Raw genomic sequence first — 15,528 nt, 5'->3', positions numbered from 1 at the left:
GGCGCGCGCGTTTCCCCTGCGTACAGAACGTGTGATGCGCTGTTCAGGATCGTCCCCGGTATTGGTCAAAAATGGTCCCGGCATCTTCTGCCGTGCGCGCGCTGATTCGTAATCTGCAACCTCTCAGACGCTGAAAGCGCGCATTCACATTATGAGAGGCCGTTGAGAAAATGGTAAGTGTCGGCCACGCCCCCGAAGAAGGCACCAGAAGTTCCAACTCCCTGAGACGGGACGTCGGACTCATCGGCCTCATGTGGGCCTCCGTCGGTTCCATCATCGGGTCCGGTTGGTTGTACGGCGCCGAGAAGGCGGTCACGGCCGCCGGGCCCGCGGCGATCATCTCGTGGGTGATCGGCGCGGTGGCGATCGTCCTGCTCGCTCTGGTGCACGCGGAACTCGGCGGCCTCTTCCCGGTGGCGGGCGGTACCGCCCGCTATCCGCACTACGCCTTCGGCGGACTGGCCGGCATGTCCTTCGGCTGGTTCTCCTGGCTCCAGGCCGCGACGGTCGCCCCCATCGAGGTCGAGGCGATGATCGGCTATGCCGGTCACTGGGGCTTCGCGAAGGGCTTCGAGCACGCCAACGGCACCCTGACCGGCTCCGGGCTGATCGCGGCCGTCGTGCTCATGGCCGTCTTCGTCGCCGTGAACTTCTTCGGCGTCCGGGCCCTCGCGCACACCAACAGCGCCGCCACCTGGTGGAAGATCGCCGTCCCGCTGGGCGCCATCTTCATCATCGCGGCGGGCAACTTCCACCCGGGCAACTTCACCTCGGAGAGCTTCGCCCCGTTCGGCGCCAAGGGCATCCTCAGCGCCATCAGCGGCAGCGGCATCATCTTCGCGCTGCTCGGCTTCGAGCAGGCCATCCAGCTGGCCGGAGAGAGCCGCAACCCCAAGCGTGACCTGCCCCGCGCCACGCTCGGCTCGGTCGCCATCGGCGCCGTCATCTACCTGCTGCTCCAGATCGTCTTCATCGGCGCCCTCCCGCACAGCACGTTCGCGCACGGCTGGGCCAAGCTCGACTTCCCCGGCATCAGCGGCCCCTGGGCGGGCCTGGCCACCATGGTCGGCCTGGGCTGGCTCGGTGTCGTCCTCTACATCGACGCGGTGATCTCCCCCGGCGGCACCGGCCTCATCTACACCACGGCCACCTCCCGTGTCTCCTACGGTCTGGCGAAGAACGGCTACGCGCCGAAGATCTTCGCGCGCACGGACGCCCGCGGTGTCCCGTGGTTCGGCCTGATCGTCTCGTTCGTGACCGGCGTGGTCTGCTTCCTGCCCTTCCCGAGCTGGCAGGAACTGGTCGGCTTCATCACCTCGGCGAGCGTCCTGATGTACGCGGGCGCCCCGCTGGCCTACGGCGTCTTCGCGCAGCGCCTGCCTCACCTGGAGCGCCCGTACCGGCTGCCCGCGGGCGGCGTGATCGCCCCGCTGTCGTTCGTGGTCGCCAACCTCATCATCTACTGGGCCGGCTGGGACACCCTGTGGCGGCTCGGTGTGGCGATCGTCCTCGGTTACCTGCTGCTGGGCTGCTACGCCTGGTACGCCATCGCGAGTGAGCGGCCGGACGCGCCCCGCATGGACTTCAAGGCAGCTCAGTGGCTGCCGGTCTATCTGCTGGGCATGGGCGTGATCTCCTGGCAGGGCGGCTTCGGCGGCGCCGGGCGCATCCCGCTGTGGTGGGACATGCTGATCATCACGGCGTTCTCGCTCGGCATCTACTACTGGGCGCGCGCCACCGCCTCCCGCACCGAGGAGATCGTCCGGAGCATCGACGAGGTCGTGGTGACGGACGCGCCCACCCACTGACCCCTCCCGGCCTCCCCTCCCCGGCCTCCCTGGCCTCCCTGGCCTCCCCTCCCCAGGGCCCGTCGGCCACCGCTCCCCTGCCCCGCGGTGGCTGACGGGCCACGGTCATAATGGCCGGGTGACGAGCGACGCCCCCCACCCCCACGACCCGCCCGGCTCCCCCGCCGCCTCGCGTTTCCCGGTCGTCATCGTGGGGGCCGGGCCCGCTGGGCTCACGGTCGGCAATGTGCTGCGGGCCGCCGGTATCGACTGTCTGGTGGTGGAGACCGAGAGCCGGGAGTTCATCGAGCGGCGGCCCCGGGCCGGTGTCATCGAGGAGTGGGCCGTGCGCGGCCTGGAGGAACGGGGCCTGGCGGGGAACCTGTTGGCGCGCGCCGAGACGCACACCGCGTGCGAGTTCCGCTTCGAGGGGCGGCGCCACCGGCTCCCCTACCAGGAACTGACGGGACGTCACCACTTCGTCTATCCACAGCCGTTGCTCGTGACGGATCTGGTGCGGGAGTACGCCGACGTGCGCGGCGGCGCGATCGAGTTCGAGGTGCGGGACGTCCAGCTGCACGGCCTGGACCTGGTCAGGCCCGCGGTGTCGTACACCGACGCGGCGGGCCGACGGCGGCTGGTGCACGCCGACTTCGTGGCGGGCTGCGACGGGGCGCGCGGGGTGACCCGGACGGTGCTGCCCGAGCAGGCCCGCACCAGCCGGCACGACTACGGCATCGGCTGGCTGGCGCTGCTCGCCGAGGTGCCGCCGTCGTCGGACTGTGTGGTGTTCGGCGTCCATCCGCGCGGGTTCGCCGGACACATGCCGCGCAGCGCCGAGCTGACCCGCTACTACCTGGAGTGCCCGCCCGGCGACACCCCCGGCAACTGGCCCGACGAGAGGGTCTGGGCGGAGTTGCAGGAACGGCTCGCGGCGTCGGACCGGCCGCCGCTCACCGAGGGGCGGCTCCTGGAGAAGCGCGTCCTCGACATGCACAACTACGTGACCGAACCCATGGCGTTCGGGCGGCTCTTCCTCGCCGGGGACGCGGCCCACCTGGTCGCGCCCATCGCGGCGAAGGGCATGAACCTCGCCCTGCACGACGCGTTCCTGCTCGGCGACGCGCTCACCGCGTATCTCACGGCCGGCGACATGACCGGGCTGAACGGCTATGCGGAGGCCTGCCTGCGTCGCGTGTGGGACTACAACGAGTTCTCGCAGTGGCTGTCGGACGTGCTGCACGGGGCGTCGTCGGGCGACCCGTACCGCGCGGGCACCACCCTGGCCAGGCTGCGCCGCCTGTTCAACTCCCCAGCGGCGGCGGGCACGTTCGCCGAGCAGTACCTCGGCGAGAACGCGCGCTGAGCGGCCCGGCGCCTGAGACCACCCCGAGCCCGTCAAGCACTACGGCATCGGGCAGGTCGGCGAACGCCTTGCCCGGCACGAGGAGTTTGCCGCGTCGGCGTCCGCTGCCGACCAGGACGTAGGGCAGGTCGACGACGGCCGAGTCCACCAACACCGGCCAGCCGCCCGGCAGTCCGATCGGCGTGATGCCTCCGTACTCCATGCCGGTCTGCCCGGTCGCCGTGTCCATCGACGCGAACGACGCCTTGCGCGCGCCGAGTTGGCGCCGGACGACGCCGTTGACGTCGACCCGGGTGGTGGACAGCACGACACAGGCGGCGAGGGTGGTGTCACCGCCGCGCTTGCCGGCGACGACCACGCAGTTCGCCGACTGCTCCAGGAGTTCACGCCCGTAGTGCTCGACGAAGGTGGCGGTGTCCGCCCACTGCGGGTCGGTGTCGACGTACACGAGCTGCTCGGCGGGGACGGTGCCGCTCCAGTGCCGTACGGCGTCGGCGACCGGGGCGGTCAGTTCGTCGAGGCGGTCGGGGGCGGGGGCGGCGGTGTCGAAGTGACCGAGAGGTGCGTCCATGACGGCACGCCAACAGCCGCGCGGGCGGCCGTTCACTGCACCGGCGGGACGGAGACGGCCAGCAGCATCGTCATCGGTTCGTCGCCGGTGTTGCCGTACACGTGCGGGGTGTTGGCCTCGAAGGTGACGCTGGCGCCGGTCGGGACGCGGTGCGCGACGCCGTCGACGGTGAGGGTCAGCTCGCCGGACGTGACGTGCGCGATCTCGACGGTGCCCACCGGGTGCGGGTCGGAGGGGCTGCGGTCGCCCGGCATCAGCCGCCAGTCCCACATCTCCAGCGGGCCGGGCGCCTCGGTGCCGGCCAGCAGCCGGCTGTAGCTGCCCGCGTCGGTGTGCCAGAGCCGTACCGCCTGCTCGGCGGGGACGATCCGGACCGTGGCGCCCTGTTCGTAGTCGAGCAGGGTGGTGATGCTGATGCCGAGGGCGTCGCCGATCTTGACGACCGTGCCGATGCTCGGGTTGGTGCGGGCCTGCTCGATCTGGATGAGCATGCCGCGGCTGACCCCGGCGCGGGCGGCGAGGGTGTCCAGGGTGAAGCCGCGGTCGGTGCGCCAGCGTCTGACGTTGCGCGCCAGGGACTGGGTCAGCAGGTCGAGGTCCGACACGTTCCGTCCAACTATCGGGGCTCTCGCGGAGCACTGAGGTGGCGGGCGGAGTCCGGTCGGCTGACCCATGGTGGGGTGGCCCCGCCCGTGCACCGAACTGTACTGCGGGGCCACCCGGCCCGGCACGGCCTGCCCGCGCCGCCGGAGCGGCACTCAGGCGTCCGGTTCCCGTTCCGCGAGGTGGGCCACCGTCGCCTCGGTCAACTCCGAGAGCCGCAGCAGCTGTTCGGGCGTGACGCCGTCCGGGATCGGCACCGGGGGCGGGGTCCTGAGCGGCGGCTGCCAGCCCTGCGCGGCGGTCCAGCGCCGGACCACCCGGGCGGGGGCGCCCGCGACCACCGTGTAGTCGGGGACCGTGCCGCGCACCACCGCTCCGGCCGCGACGACGACGTTCCGCCCGATCTTCGCACCGGGCAGGATCACCGCGCCCGTGCCGATCCAGCAGCCGGTGCCGATCTCCACGGGCTCCATCCGGGGCCACTGCTTGCCGATGGGCTGGTGCGGATCGTCGTAGGAGTGGTTCGTGGACGTGACGTACACATAGGGCCCGACGTAGCAGTCGCTGCCGATGGTGACCGTCGTGTCGGCGATGACGTGGCTGCCCCGGCCGAGGACGACGCCGTCGCCGATGCGCAGGATCGGGTCGGGGCCGAGGTCGAGGTCGGGCATGAGTCCCGCGGTGAGGGTGACCTGTTCGCCGACGATGCAGTGGGCGCCGAGGTGAATCCACGGTTCCCCGAAGACCGTGCCGAGCGGGAACGCGAGCCGGGTGCCGGTGCCGAGCGCGCCGAACCGGAAGCGGCCGGGGTGTTCGGCGGTGACCGAGCCGGTGGCCCGCACCCAGGCCCAGCCCGCGTGCACGGCACGCTGCGCGAGCCCCCGGGACCAGGACGCGAAGGTGTTCGTGGGCTTCGGCACCCGCTCACCGTACTCAGCGCGCGGGACGCCCATCGGTCAACCGGCCTGTGATCTTCACCCCACCGGGTGGCGTACCGTGCGGGGGGATCGAGGACGAGGAGAGGCCATGGGGCACAGGGCGTTGATCACGGGCATCGGCGGGCGGGAGCCGCGGATCGACGGGGAGGCGTTCGTGGCGCCGACGGCGTCGGTGATCGGGGACGTGACCCTCGCGCAGGGCGCCAGCGTCTGGTACGGGGCGGTGCTGCGCGGCGACGTCGAGCGGATTTCCGTCGGCGCGCGCAGCAACGTCCAGGACAACTGCACCCTGCACGCCGACCCCGGGTTCCCGGTGACCATCGGCGAGCGGGTGTCGGTGGGGCACAACGCCGTGGTGCACGGGGCGACGGTCGGTGACGACTGTCTGATCGGGATGGGCGCGACGGTCCTCAACGGCGCGGTGATCGGCGCCGGTTCACTCGTCGCCGCGCAGGCACTCGTACCGCAGGGCATGCGGGTGCCGCCGGGTTCCCTGGTGGCCGGGGTCCCGGCGAAGGTCCGCCGGGAACTGTCCGAGGAGGAGCGCCAGGGGTTGACGTCGAACGGCACCCACTACGCGGACCTCGCCAAGGAGCACCGCGCGCTGCACGACGAGCCCGCCGGGGCCGACGAGGGCTGAGGGGGCTTATTCGGCGGCCGGGACGGGGGCGGTCCCAGCCGCTTCCTTCTTCTCGGCCGCCTGCTCCGACGCCTTCTTCGCGCGCCGCTTGACGACGAGCATCGAGGCGACCCCGAACAGCACGGCCGCCGCGAGGCCCGCGTACGAGAACCGCTTCAGCCAGTCCTCGGCGACGATGCCGACGTAGTAGACGACGGCGGTGGTGCCGCCCGCCCAGACGATCCCGCCGAGCACGTTGGCGATCAGGAACTTCCAGTACGGCATGTGCAGGACACCGGCCAGCGGCCCGGCGAAGATCCGCAGCAGGGCGACGAAGCGGCCGAAGAAGACGGCCCACATGCCCCACTTCTCGAACGACCGCTCGGCGGTGGCCACATGGCCCTCGCCGAAGTGCTTGGGGAACTTCGTCCCGAGCCAGGCCAGCAGCGGCCGTCCGCCCTTGCGGCCGATGGCGTACCCGATGGAGTCACCGACGATCGCGCCGAGGCTGGCGCAGGCGCCGAGGATCAGGGGGTTGATGTGGGCGTGCTGGGAGGACATCAGGGCGGCGGAGACGAGGACGATCTCGCCGGGCAGCGGAATGCCGAGGCTCTCCACTCCGATGACCAGGCCCACCAGGGCGTAGACGGCCACCGGGGGGACGCTGTCGAGCCATTCCTGCACGTGCAAAGCCGGTTCCTCCCAAGGATCACTGTGTTCCCGGCGCACGCCGCTTTGGACGGACGCACGCCGGGCAGCCTACCGGTTCAGCCACCGACCTCGACGCTCGTGCGCAGCCGCAGATCACCCGCCGACGCCCCCGCCCACACCGTGCGCGGCCCGGTGCCGAGCACCCGGTCGTGCGTGTGCGGGTCCCACGAGGAGAGGGTGCGCGCGTCGACCCGGACGCTCACCCGCCGCCGTTCCCCCGGGCCCAGCGCGAGGCGCCGATAGCCGCCCAGCACCCGTACCGCCTGCTCCAGTCGGAGCCGTTCGGAGGGCCCGATGTACACCTGCGGAACCGCGATCCCGGCCCGCGCCCCGGTGTTGCGCACGACGAGGCTCACCTCGATGCCCTGCCCCACGGCCCGTGCGGACAGCTCCTCGTAGGTGAAGGCGGTGTACGACAGGCCGTGCCCGAAGGGGAACAGCGGCCGGACCCCTTCGGCGTCGTACCAGCGGTACCCGAGGTGGATGCCCTCGGAGTACTCCTCGACGCCGTCGCGCCCCGGATACCGGCGGCGGTCCCCCGCGACGGGGTGGTGGTCGTCGTCGACCGGGAAGGACTGGGTGAGCCGCCCGCCCGGGTCGCACTCCCCGTACAGCACGGCGGCGGTGGCCTCGGCGCCCTCCTGCCCCGGGTAGTACATCTGGAGCACGGCCCCGGTCCGCTCCAGCCAGGGCATCGAGGTGGCCGACGACGTGTTGAGGACGACGGTGGTGCGCGGGTTGGCCTCGGTCACGGCGGCGATCAGCCGCTCCTGGTTCCCGGGCAGGGCGAGACGCGCGCGGTCCCGCCCCTCGGTGGCGTCCTCGTAGGCGAAGAGAACGACGGTGTCGGCGGCCCGCGCGGCCTCGGCGGCCTCGGTGACATCGCGGGCCCGGGTGGCGCGGGTGATGCGGTGCAGCCGGAAGTGGCGCCCGCTGTCCCCGCCCCGCGCGCTGATCCGCAGGGGGTGGCTGCCCGGGGTGAGGTGCAGGGTGGCGCGGCGGACGGTCATCCCGTCGGGGGCGGCGGAGACGACACCGCCGACGAAGTACTCCTCGTAGCCGGGGGCGAGCGGGAAGAGTTCGGCGCCGTCGAGGTGGACCGTGGGGCGGGCGACCGGGTCGCCGGAGAAGTGGAGGACGAACGTCCACTCGTCGGCGTCGGTGACGGTGAGGGTGCCGTCGTAGCTCCAGTCCTGCCCGGCGGCCACGCGGTGTCCGTCGGCGGCGAGGGCGGGGCGGAGCGCGGCGGCCGGGACCGGGGTGCCGAAGAGATCCTCGCCGAGGGCGTACGTGACGTTCCCTGCCCGGGACGTGATGGTGTCGAGGGGGCTGGTGGCGTGGTCGGGGACGACATGGGCGCTGCCGCCGCCGCTGACCGAGGGCAGGCTTCCGGTGGGGCCGATGACGGCGACGCTGGTGCCGGGTCGCAGTGGCAGGGTGTCGTGGGCGTTGCGCAGCAGGGTGGCGCCCGCCTTGGCGACCTCCAGGGCGACGGCAGCCCCGGCCTGCGGGTCCCGGCGCGGACGGGGTGGGGCGTCGGCGGCGAGGAGTCCGAAGCGGTCCATGACGGTGAGGACGCGGCGCACGGCCCGGTCGACGTCCCGCTCGGGCACGCTGCCGTCGGCCACGGCCGCCTTCAGCGCGGCGCCGAAGTACTTCCCCTCGGGCATCTCCATGTCGAGGCCCGCGGTGAGGGCGGCGACGGTGCTGTGGGCGGCGTCCCAGTCGGTCATCACGAACCCGTCGAAGCCCCACCTCTCCCGAAGGATTCCGGTGAGCAAGGCCTTGTTCTCGCAGGCGAAGGTCCCGTCGACCTTGTTGTAGGCGCCCATGACCGCCCCCGTCCCGGCCTCGACGGCGGCTTCGAACCCGCGCAACTCGCATTCGTGCAGGGTCTGTTCGTCGACCCGCACATCGACAGAACCCCGGTCCTTCTCCTGGTTGTTGAGCGCGTAGTGCTTGACGGTGGCGATCAGTCCGGCGCCCTGGATGCCGGTGATCTCGGCGGCGACCAGGTCCGAGGAGAGCAGCGGGTCCTCGCTGAACGTCTCGAAGTTGCGGCCCGCGTAGGGGGTGCGGATGAGGTTGACCATCGGGGAGAGGAGCACGTCCTGCCCGAGGGCGCGGCCCTCCTGCCCGATGACCTGTCCGTAGCGCCGGGCCAGTTCCGGGTCGAACGCCGACGCCAGCAGCACGGGCGCGGGCAGCGCGGTCGCGTGCCGGGTGACGCGCACTCCGGCCGGGCCGTCGGCGAGCCGCAGCGGGGGGATGCCGAGCCGTTTCACCCCGGGGACGTAGCCCGCCTGGCCGAGCGAGGCGGGGTCGTTGGCGCCGTGCAGGAGAGAGATCTTCTCGTCGAGGGTGAGCTTCCGGACCAGCCCGTCGACGCGCCCCCGGTCCAGGGCCCGAGCGGGCGACCCGAACCCGCCGGTGACGCCCGCGACCACCCCGACAGCACCTCCCATCAGACGCAGCGCGGCTCGCCGGGAAACGGTGTCTCTCACAGACCTCACTCCTCCACTGCACGGACACAGCGAGACGAACCGCGGTTGCGCCCGACGCCCTGCCCACGAACGATTCCGAAACGCACTATGCGACATAACGGACACCAGGTCGGGAGTTGACCCTCCTGGGCGCGGCGAGGGAGCGGGGGCCATCCGGGGGCCCGCTTCACCGGCCGACCCGCGCCCACGACGCACCGCCCCGACCGGCGACCGACGGACCCGGCGATCACGACCCCTGAAGAGCCGTCGGCCTCCACACAGAGAACACACGGGAAGCGAGAAGCTGGGGCGCCTCGGGCTCAACGCGCTTTCACTCCACCGGAGTTACCGGCGGTATGCGCACCCGTACCCCAAAGGCGAGATTCACAGAACCCCAACATAGGCCGGAATAAAGGGAGTTGACGTATCCACTCGTCAACTCGCCTTCACCCGGGCCCCCTTCCCGCTATGTCCCCAAAGAGCCTCCACCGGCGCCCCGACACCCCTCCGTCATCGCGCCGAACACACAGCGGGCTCCGAAGTTTCTCTCGGCGGGCTCTCATCCGCGTGTCCGAGCATGGGCCGCATGAGCACCCCCCACTCCTCGAAGAGCCCCAAGACCCCCGTCCGCAAGGCTGTCGTCCCCGCCGCCGGGCTCGGCACCCGCTTCCTGCCCGCGACCAAGGCGACACCCAAGGAGATGCTCCCGGTCGTCGACAAGCCGGCCATCCAGTACGTCGTCGAGGAGGCCGCCGCGGCCGGGCTCGACGATGTCCTCATGGTCACCGGCCGCCACAAGCGGGCCATCGAGGACCACTTCGACAACGCCTTCGAACTGGAGCAGGCCCTCGCCGCCAAGGGTGACGCGGTCCGCCTCGACGCGGTGCGCGACCCCGCCCGGCTGGCCAACATCCACCACATCCGCCAGGGCGAGCCCCTCGGCCTCGGCCACGCCGTGCTGTGCGCCCGACGGCACGTGGGTGACCAGCCGTTCGCGGTGCTGCTCGGCGACGACCTGATCGACCCGCGCGAGACCCTGCTCAGCCAGATGCTGGAGGTCCGCGAACGGCACGAGGGAAGCGTCGTCGCGCTCATGGAGGTGCCGCCGGAGCAGGTCCACCTCTACGGCTGCGCCGCCGTCGAGCCCACCGACGAGGACGGGGTGGTCCGCGTCACCGGGCTGGTGGAGAAGCCGTCGGCCGCGGACGCGCCGAGCAACTACGCGGTCATCGGACGCTATGTCCTGGACCCGGCCGTCTTCGACACCCTGGAGCGCACCCCGCCCGGCCGTGGCGGCGAGATCCAACTGACCGACGCACTCCAGGAGTTGGCGGCGGGCGGCACGGTGCACGGCGTGATCTTCGACGGACTGCGCTACGACACCGGCGACAAGGCCGACTACCTGCGCACGGTGGTCCGCCTCGCCTGCGAACGCGATGACCTGGGCCCGGAGTTCACGTCCTGGCTCAAGGAGTTCGTCGCGGGTCTGGAGAACGGCGAGAGCGCCGACCTGGACCGACTGGCGGCCTGAGACCCCTCAACGGGCCGGGCGGCAAAGGACGTTGCGAGGGCCGGGCGGCAATCCGCCACCCGGCCCTCACCCCTGCGCGTCGGTCCGCCTCAGCTGTGGGGCCGCAGGGTCCACAGCACGGTCATCTCCCCCGTCACCGCCCCGTCCGCGCGCTGGAGGGCGACGGTCACCGGGAACTCCGGGCGCTCGCCCGCGTCGAGTTCGGCGACCACGTCGGCGGCCGGGCGGCCGAGGGTCGCGGTGGCCCGGACCGGTCCGAGGGCGATCTTCTTGAACGCGATCTCGGCGTTGACCGGCAACGGCACCGCCCGCTCCAACTGGTCCCCGAACGCGGCCAGCACGATCGCGCCGCTGGCCGACTCCCCCAGCGTGAACATGGCACCGGCGTGCGGGCCGCCGACGTGGTTGCGGTACTCGGCCTGGTCCGGCAGGGCCACCACGGCCCGCTCCGGGGTGGTCTCCAGGTACTCCAGGTTCAGTGTGCGAACCATCGGCACCGTGGCGGCGAGCATCTCGCCGATGGACATCTGATCTGCGCTCATGCCCGGCATGTTACCCATGAGTAGCCAGCGGTGACCAGGCCGAACGGCGCCCGCCTTCGCCCCGTCCGGCCCTGGTCCGTCGACATTCCGCCGAAGTTCCGCCGAAGATCCGCCGAAGATCCGCCGAAGATCCGCCGACGTTCCGCCGAATCTCCCCCTCTCCGGAACGGGCCCTTACCGGCCGCGGTGACCGAATCGTTTCCTCGGCCGCATAAGGTGACTCCACATGTGGCCAGGACAGCAGCCGCCCGGGGGCGAGCAGAATCCGCAAGCGCAGAACAACCCCTATCAGCAACCGGGGTTCCAGCAGCCGAATCCGTACCAGCAGCCGGGCTATCAGCAGCCCAACCCGTATGGGCAGCAGCCGGGTTGGGGACCGCCCACGCAGGCAGGGCCTCCGCAGCCGCCCGGCGGTGGCAAGGGCGGCGGCAACCGGACGCGGCTGGTGGCGATCGTGGCGGCGCTGGCCGTCGTCGTGGCCGCCGGGGTGACCGGGTTCCTGGTGCTGGGCGGCGACAAGGACGACACCGCGGACGGCGGCACGGACAACAAGCAGAGCCCGTCCGCCTCGACGTCGCCGTCGGCCTCGCCGAGCGTCTCCGCCTCGGACGCCGACCCGCGCGGCGGCGACGCCGTGAAGGCCACCATCCCGGGCTGGAAGGTCGTGGTGAACCCCAAGTGGGGCACCGCCTTCGACGTACCGGCCGACTGGCAGGTCGACACGCCCGGCACCCTGATCGGCTTCGAGGACCACAGCAAGCCGGCCGGCAGCAAGCCGCTCATCGTGATGTCCGCGCCCGCCGCCTACAAGCCGAAGTGGTGCACGTCCAAGGACAAGGACGGCAACACCGACGACACCGGCCTCGCCGCCGTGGGCACCAAGGGCGCCGACGGCTCCAAGGACACCGACGAGGTCGCGGTCAATCAGGTGCCGTGGTGGGTGTTCGGCGGCTACACGCAGCCGGACAAGAAGAGCATCACCTTCGACAAGAAGGCCACGAGCTTCACGACCACCGCCGGGATCGTCGGCAAGTACGCCTGGGCCCGCTCGCACAACAGCCCGCAGAAGGGCACGGACAAGTGCGCGAGCGACGGCAAGGCGATCACGTTCGGCTTCAAGAACTCCAAGGACGAGTTCGTGGCCTGGAACCTGTACGGCGCGACCGGCGTCAAGGGCGAGGTGCCCGACGCCACCATCATGAAGATCATGAGCACCGTCCGGCTCTCCGGCGACCCCACCGAGTGACACGGGGCGGGCGGTGCGGCTCAGCCGATGCCGAACGCCCCGGCGGGCGGCTCCGGTGACGGGACGGCGTCCTCGTCCCGCACCGGCCGCGCGTCGCCGATGAACTCCCGTAGCCCCGGCCCGTGTTCGACGCGGGCCGGGAAGACGTCCCCGGCGGTCAGCCGCCTCAACTCGCCGAGGTCCAGGGGCTGGTGGGTGGCGGCGAGCACCGCGTTGCCGAACCGGCGGCCACGCAGCACCGCCGGTTCCGCGATCAGTACCAGTTCCTCGAACACCGCCCGGAAATTGGCGAGTTGGGAACGCAGGAAGCCGAACGGCGTGGCGTCCGCGAGGTTGGCGAGGTAGACGCCGTCGGCGCGCAGCACCCGCCGTGCCTCGGCCGCGTAGCCGGCGGAGGTGAGGTGGGCGGGGATGCGGGAGCCGCCGAAGACGTCGGCCACGAGCACGTCGGCCGAGTCGTCGGGGGCCGCTTCCAGCCAGCGGCGGGCGTCGGCGGCGTGCAGCGTGATCGGTGCCTTCGCGGGCAGCGGGAGGTGCGCGACGACCAGGTCGAGCAGGGCACGGTCCACGTCGACGACGTGCTGGACGGAGCCGGGGCGGGTGGCCTCCAGGTAACGGGGCAGGGTGAGCGCGCCGCCGCCGAGGTGCAGGACGTCGAGCGGGCGCCCCGGCCGGGCGAGGGTGTCCAGGACGTGCCCGAGCCGCCGGACGTACTCGAACTCCAGGTGGGCGGGCTCGTCCAGGTCGACATAGGACTGCGGTGCCCCGTCGACGGTGAGCAGCCAGGCCCGTTCCCGGTCGACGTCCGGCATCAGCTTGGCGGTGCCGTGGTCGACGTCGCGGGTCACGGGTATGGGGTCGTTCACGGGTCCATTGTGCCGGTCCCGGACGCCGGTGCCCGCCCTCGCTCGGGAGGACGGGCACCGGAACCGGGCGGGTCAGCCGACCGACGTCACCGTGCCCGCGCCGACGGTCCGGCCGCCCTCGCGGACGGCGAAGCCGAGGCCGGGCTCCAGCGGGACGTCCCGGCCCAGTTCGACCGCCATCGTCACGGTGTCGCCGGGGCGGGCGACGGCGACCTCCCCGAGGTCGACGTCACCGACGACGTCCGCGGTGCGGATGTAGAACTGCGGCCGGTAGCCCGTCGACACCGGGGTGCTGCGGCCGCCCTCGCGGGTCGACAGGACGTACACCCGCGCCGAGAACCGCCGTCGGGGCGTGACGCTGCCGGGCGCCGCGACGACCTGCCCGCGTCGGACGGCGTCCCGCGCCACCCCGCGCAGCAGCAGCGCCACGTTGTCCCCGGCCTGCGCCTCCGTCATCGGCTTGCCGAAGGTCTCCAGACCGGTGACGACGGTCTCGACTCCGGCGCCGAGCACCTCGACCCGGTCGCCCACCCGTACGACGCCCCGCTCGACGGCGCCGGTGACGACGGTTCCCCGGCCGGTGATGGTGAGGACGTTCTCCACCGGCAGCAGGAACGGCGCGTCCACATACCGTTCCGGCATGGGCACATAGGTGTCCACGGCGTCGAGCAGCGCCTCGATGGCCGCCGTCCAGTGCGGGTCACCGGCCAGCGCGCGCAGCCCGGAGACCCGTACGACGGGCACGGAGTCGCCGCCGTACCCCTGCCCGGTGAGCAGTTCGCGCACCTCCAGCTCGACCAGGTCGGACAGCTCCTCGTCGGCCACGTCGGCCATGGTCATCGCGACGACGATGTGGTCGACGCCCACCTGCCGCGCGAGCAGCACGTGTTCGGCGGTCTGCGGCATGATCCCGTCGACCGCGGAGACGACGAGGATCGCCCCGTCGAGCTGCGCGGCGCCGGTGACCATGTTCTTGACGTAGTCGGCGTGACCCGGCATGTCCACGTGCGCGTAGTGGCGGGTGTCGGTCTCGTACTCGACGTGCGCGATGTTGATGGTGATGCCGCGGGCGGCCTCCTCCGGGGCCCGGTCGATACGGTCGAACGGGACGAAGGTGCCGGTGCCGCGGTCGGCGAGGACCTTGGTGATGGCGGCGGTCAGAGTGGTCTTGCCGTGGTCGACGTGGCCCATGGTGCCGATGTTGACGTGCGGTTTGGTGCGGACGTATGCCGTCTTGGGCATGGCGGTTCCTCGAAACCTGGTGGTGGCGCTGGGGACCCCGGAATCTCGCCGACCCTCCCCCTGCGGGGTCCGCCGGACGTTCCGGGGAGGGTCAGCTTCGGGCGCCGTCGACGGCGGTCAGGAGGGTCCGGACGGCAGCCTTCGGCGCATCCGCGGGCGCGGATGCCGCTAGGAGGAAGGCGTACCGGAACATGGTCCGAGCATGGCCGACGGCGGGACGGACGTCGAACGGTTTTCTGTGCGGCGGGAGTCGGGGCGGAGCTCAGGGCCCGATGTTCTTGAGCGCCTCACGCACCGAGAGCGGCGCGAACCGGCCGCGTTCCCCGGCCAGGAAGGTACGGACCGCGTCCGGGTCGGTCTTGGCGTACTCGCGCAGGGCCCAGCCGATCGCCTTGCGGACGAAGAAGTCGGGGTGCCCTGACTGGCGCAGGCAGTAGGAGAACAGCCGTGCGCTGTCGGTGCGGTCCCGGTAGCGGAGCTGATGGAGCAGCGCGGTGCGGGCCACCCACAGATCGGGGTCGACGATCCAGGCGTCCATGTCGGCGACGAGGCGCGGGTCGGCCGCGACCAGGACGCCGACGACATGCGCGGCCAGCAGGTCGACGGTGTCCCACCAGGAGACGGTGGCGACGAGGTGCCGGGCGACGGGCAGGAAGCCGGAGGAGCAGCGGGCGATGTGGCGGCGCAGATAGTCGACGGCGAAGTAGGCGTACTCGCGTTCGGGTCTGGCCCAGCAGCGCAGGGCGATCGCGGTGCAGTCGGCCTCGGTGGGCCGGGGCAGCCCCCGCACGACGGTGCGGTCCAGGGCCCGGCGCACCGGGGTGGTCAGCCCGAGGAAGGGGGCGATGTCCTTCAGGTACGCCCGCATGGCGGCGGCCCGCGCGGGGTCGGCGGCGGCCGGGTAGGCGTGCGTCAGCCGCTCCAGCAGCGTGTCGGCGAGGGCGCTGGGCGGGATGTCGGGTCCGCCCGCACCTGTGACGTTCATGCGACGAACCATACGGCGCCCACACACACCCGTCGGTT

General features: G+C 72.0%; 13 protein-coding genes and 1 pseudogene. 5 read left to right on the top strand and 9 right to left on the bottom strand.

What is annotated here, in order from left to right; genetic code table 11:
* Positions 1–170: 170 nt before the first annotated feature.
* Both ACIQOU_RS35080 and ACIQOU_RS35075 read left to right on the top strand, forming a co-directional pair.
* Positions 171–1,808: an APC family permease gene (locus ACIQOU_RS35080; protein WP_401544082.1), complete on the top strand. Its 1,638-nt coding sequence runs from the start codon at positions 171–173 to the stop codon at positions 1,806–1,808.
* Positions 1,809–1,926: 118 nt separating this feature from the next.
* Positions 1,927–3,153, top strand: a complete 1,227-nt coding sequence (locus ACIQOU_RS35075; protein WP_401544079.1) for a 4-hydroxybenzoate 3-monooxygenase — start codon at positions 1,927–1,929, stop codon at positions 3,151–3,153.
* Between the two features lie 19 nt (positions 3,154–3,172).
* Here ACIQOU_RS35075 and ACIQOU_RS35070 read toward each other — a convergent pair.
* The 3 genes and pseudogenes from ACIQOU_RS35070 to ACIQOU_RS35060 all read right to left on the bottom strand — a co-directional run.
* Positions 3,173–3,724: pseudogene (locus ACIQOU_RS35070) on the bottom strand (YbaK/EbsC family protein); the annotation flags it as partial.
* A gap of 32 nt (positions 3,725–3,756) precedes the next feature.
* A complete protein-coding gene (locus ACIQOU_RS35065) occupies positions 3,757–4,329 on the bottom strand; it encodes an XRE family transcriptional regulator (protein WP_401544076.1) in 573 nt (190 codons plus the stop codon).
* A 153-nt stretch (positions 4,330–4,482) separates the two neighbouring features.
* Positions 4,483–5,280 carry an acyltransferase gene (locus tag ACIQOU_RS35060; RefSeq protein ID WP_401544073.1) on the bottom strand — a complete coding sequence of 266 codons (798 nt, stop codon included), beginning with the start codon at positions 5,278–5,280 and terminating at the stop codon, positions 4,483–4,485.
* 73 nt (positions 5,281–5,353) lie between these two features.
* Between ACIQOU_RS35060 and ACIQOU_RS35055 the strand changes: the two genes are divergently transcribed.
* Positions 5,354–5,905 (top strand): gamma carbonic anhydrase family protein, encoded by a 552-nt coding sequence (locus tag ACIQOU_RS35055; protein ID WP_401544070.1) that lies wholly within the window; start codon positions 5,354–5,356, stop codon positions 5,903–5,905.
* 6 nt (positions 5,906–5,911) lie between these two features.
* Here the strand turns inward: ACIQOU_RS35055 and ACIQOU_RS35050 are convergent, their stop codons facing one another.
* Both ACIQOU_RS35050 and ACIQOU_RS35045 read right to left on the bottom strand, forming a co-directional pair.
* Positions 5,912–6,574, bottom strand: coding sequence for a DedA family protein (locus tag ACIQOU_RS35050; RefSeq protein ID WP_401544068.1), 663 nt, complete (start codon positions 6,572–6,574; stop codon positions 5,912–5,914).
* A gap of 77 nt (positions 6,575–6,651) precedes the next feature.
* Positions 6,652–9,099, bottom strand: coding sequence for a beta-glucosidase (locus ACIQOU_RS35045; protein WP_401544065.1), 2,448 nt, complete (start codon positions 9,097–9,099; stop codon positions 6,652–6,654).
* 565 nt (positions 9,100–9,664) lie between these two features.
* On the opposite strand from ACIQOU_RS35045, the gene galU reads away from it, so the two are divergent.
* A complete protein-coding gene (galU, locus tag ACIQOU_RS35040; RefSeq protein ID WP_401544063.1) occupies positions 9,665–10,609 on the top strand; it encodes a UTP--glucose-1-phosphate uridylyltransferase GalU in 945 nt (314 codons plus the stop codon).
* Between the two features lie 89 nt (positions 10,610–10,698).
* On the opposite strand, the gene ACIQOU_RS35035 is transcribed toward galU, so the two are convergent.
* On the bottom strand, positions 10,699–11,136 hold the full coding sequence (locus ACIQOU_RS35035) for a DUF4442 domain-containing protein (RefSeq protein ID WP_401544166.1): 438 nt from the start codon (positions 11,134–11,136) through the stop codon (positions 10,699–10,701).
* A 241-nt stretch (positions 11,137–11,377) separates the two neighbouring features.
* Here ACIQOU_RS35035 and ACIQOU_RS35030 point away from each other — a divergent pair, with 241 nt between their 5' ends.
* Positions 11,378–12,397 carry a hypothetical protein gene (locus ACIQOU_RS35030; protein WP_401544060.1) on the top strand — a complete coding sequence of 340 codons (1,020 nt, stop codon included), beginning with the start codon at positions 11,378–11,380 and terminating at the stop codon, positions 12,395–12,397.
* A gap of 20 nt (positions 12,398–12,417) precedes the next feature.
* Here ACIQOU_RS35030 and ACIQOU_RS35025 read toward each other — a convergent pair whose 3' ends face one another.
* The 3 genes from ACIQOU_RS35025 to ACIQOU_RS35015 form a co-directional block, all read right to left on the bottom strand.
* Entirely contained in the window at positions 12,418–13,263 is an 846-nt protein-coding gene (locus tag ACIQOU_RS35025; RefSeq protein ID WP_401544057.1) for a spermidine synthase, read from the bottom strand.
* Between the two features lie 72 nt (positions 13,264–13,335).
* On the bottom strand, positions 13,336–14,505 hold the full coding sequence (gene tuf, locus ACIQOU_RS35020) for an elongation factor Tu (protein ID WP_401544055.1): 1,170 nt from the start codon (positions 14,503–14,505) through the stop codon (positions 13,336–13,338).
* A 262-nt stretch (positions 14,506–14,767) separates the two neighbouring features.
* Entirely contained in the window at positions 14,768–15,490 is a 723-nt protein-coding gene (locus ACIQOU_RS35015; RefSeq protein WP_401544052.1) for a DNA alkylation repair protein, read from the bottom strand.
* Positions 15,491–15,528: the final 38 nt, after the last annotated feature.

The organism is Streptomyces sp. NPDC091279, assembly GCF_044757465.1.
Lineage (GTDB): Bacteria > Actinomycetota > Actinomycetes > Streptomycetales > Streptomycetaceae > Streptomyces.
The sequence above is the reverse complement of the archived record's forward strand: the minus strand, read 5'-3'. Positions and strand labels throughout refer to the sequence as shown.

Coding starts and splice junctions, on each gene's coding strand:
- ACIQOU_RS35080 (WP_401544082.1), top strand. CDS start 171: ATGGTAAGTGTCGGCCACGCCCCCGAAGAAGGCACCAGAAGTTCCAAC.
- ACIQOU_RS35060 (WP_401544073.1), bottom strand. CDS start 5,280: ATGGGCGTCCCGCGCGCTGAGTACGGTGAGCGGGTGCCGAAGCCCACG.
- ACIQOU_RS35055 (WP_401544070.1), top strand. CDS start 5,354: ATGGGGCACAGGGCGTTGATCACGGGCATCGGCGGGCGGGAGCCGCGG.
- galU (WP_401544063.1), top strand. CDS start 9,665: ATGAGCACCCCCCACTCCTCGAAGAGCCCCAAGACCCCCGTCCGCAAG.
- ACIQOU_RS35035 (WP_401544166.1), bottom strand. CDS start 11,136: ATGTCCATCGGCGAGATGCTCGCCGCCACGGTGCCGATGGTTCGCACA.
- ACIQOU_RS35030 (WP_401544060.1), top strand. CDS start 11,378: ATGTGGCCAGGACAGCAGCCGCCCGGGGGCGAGCAGAATCCGCAAGCG.
- tuf (WP_401544055.1), bottom strand. CDS start 14,505: ATGCCCAAGACGGCATACGTCCGCACCAAACCGCACGTCAACATCGGC.
- ACIQOU_RS35015 (WP_401544052.1), bottom strand. CDS start 15,490: ATGAACGTCACAGGTGCGGGCGGACCCGACATCCCGCCCAGCGCCCTC.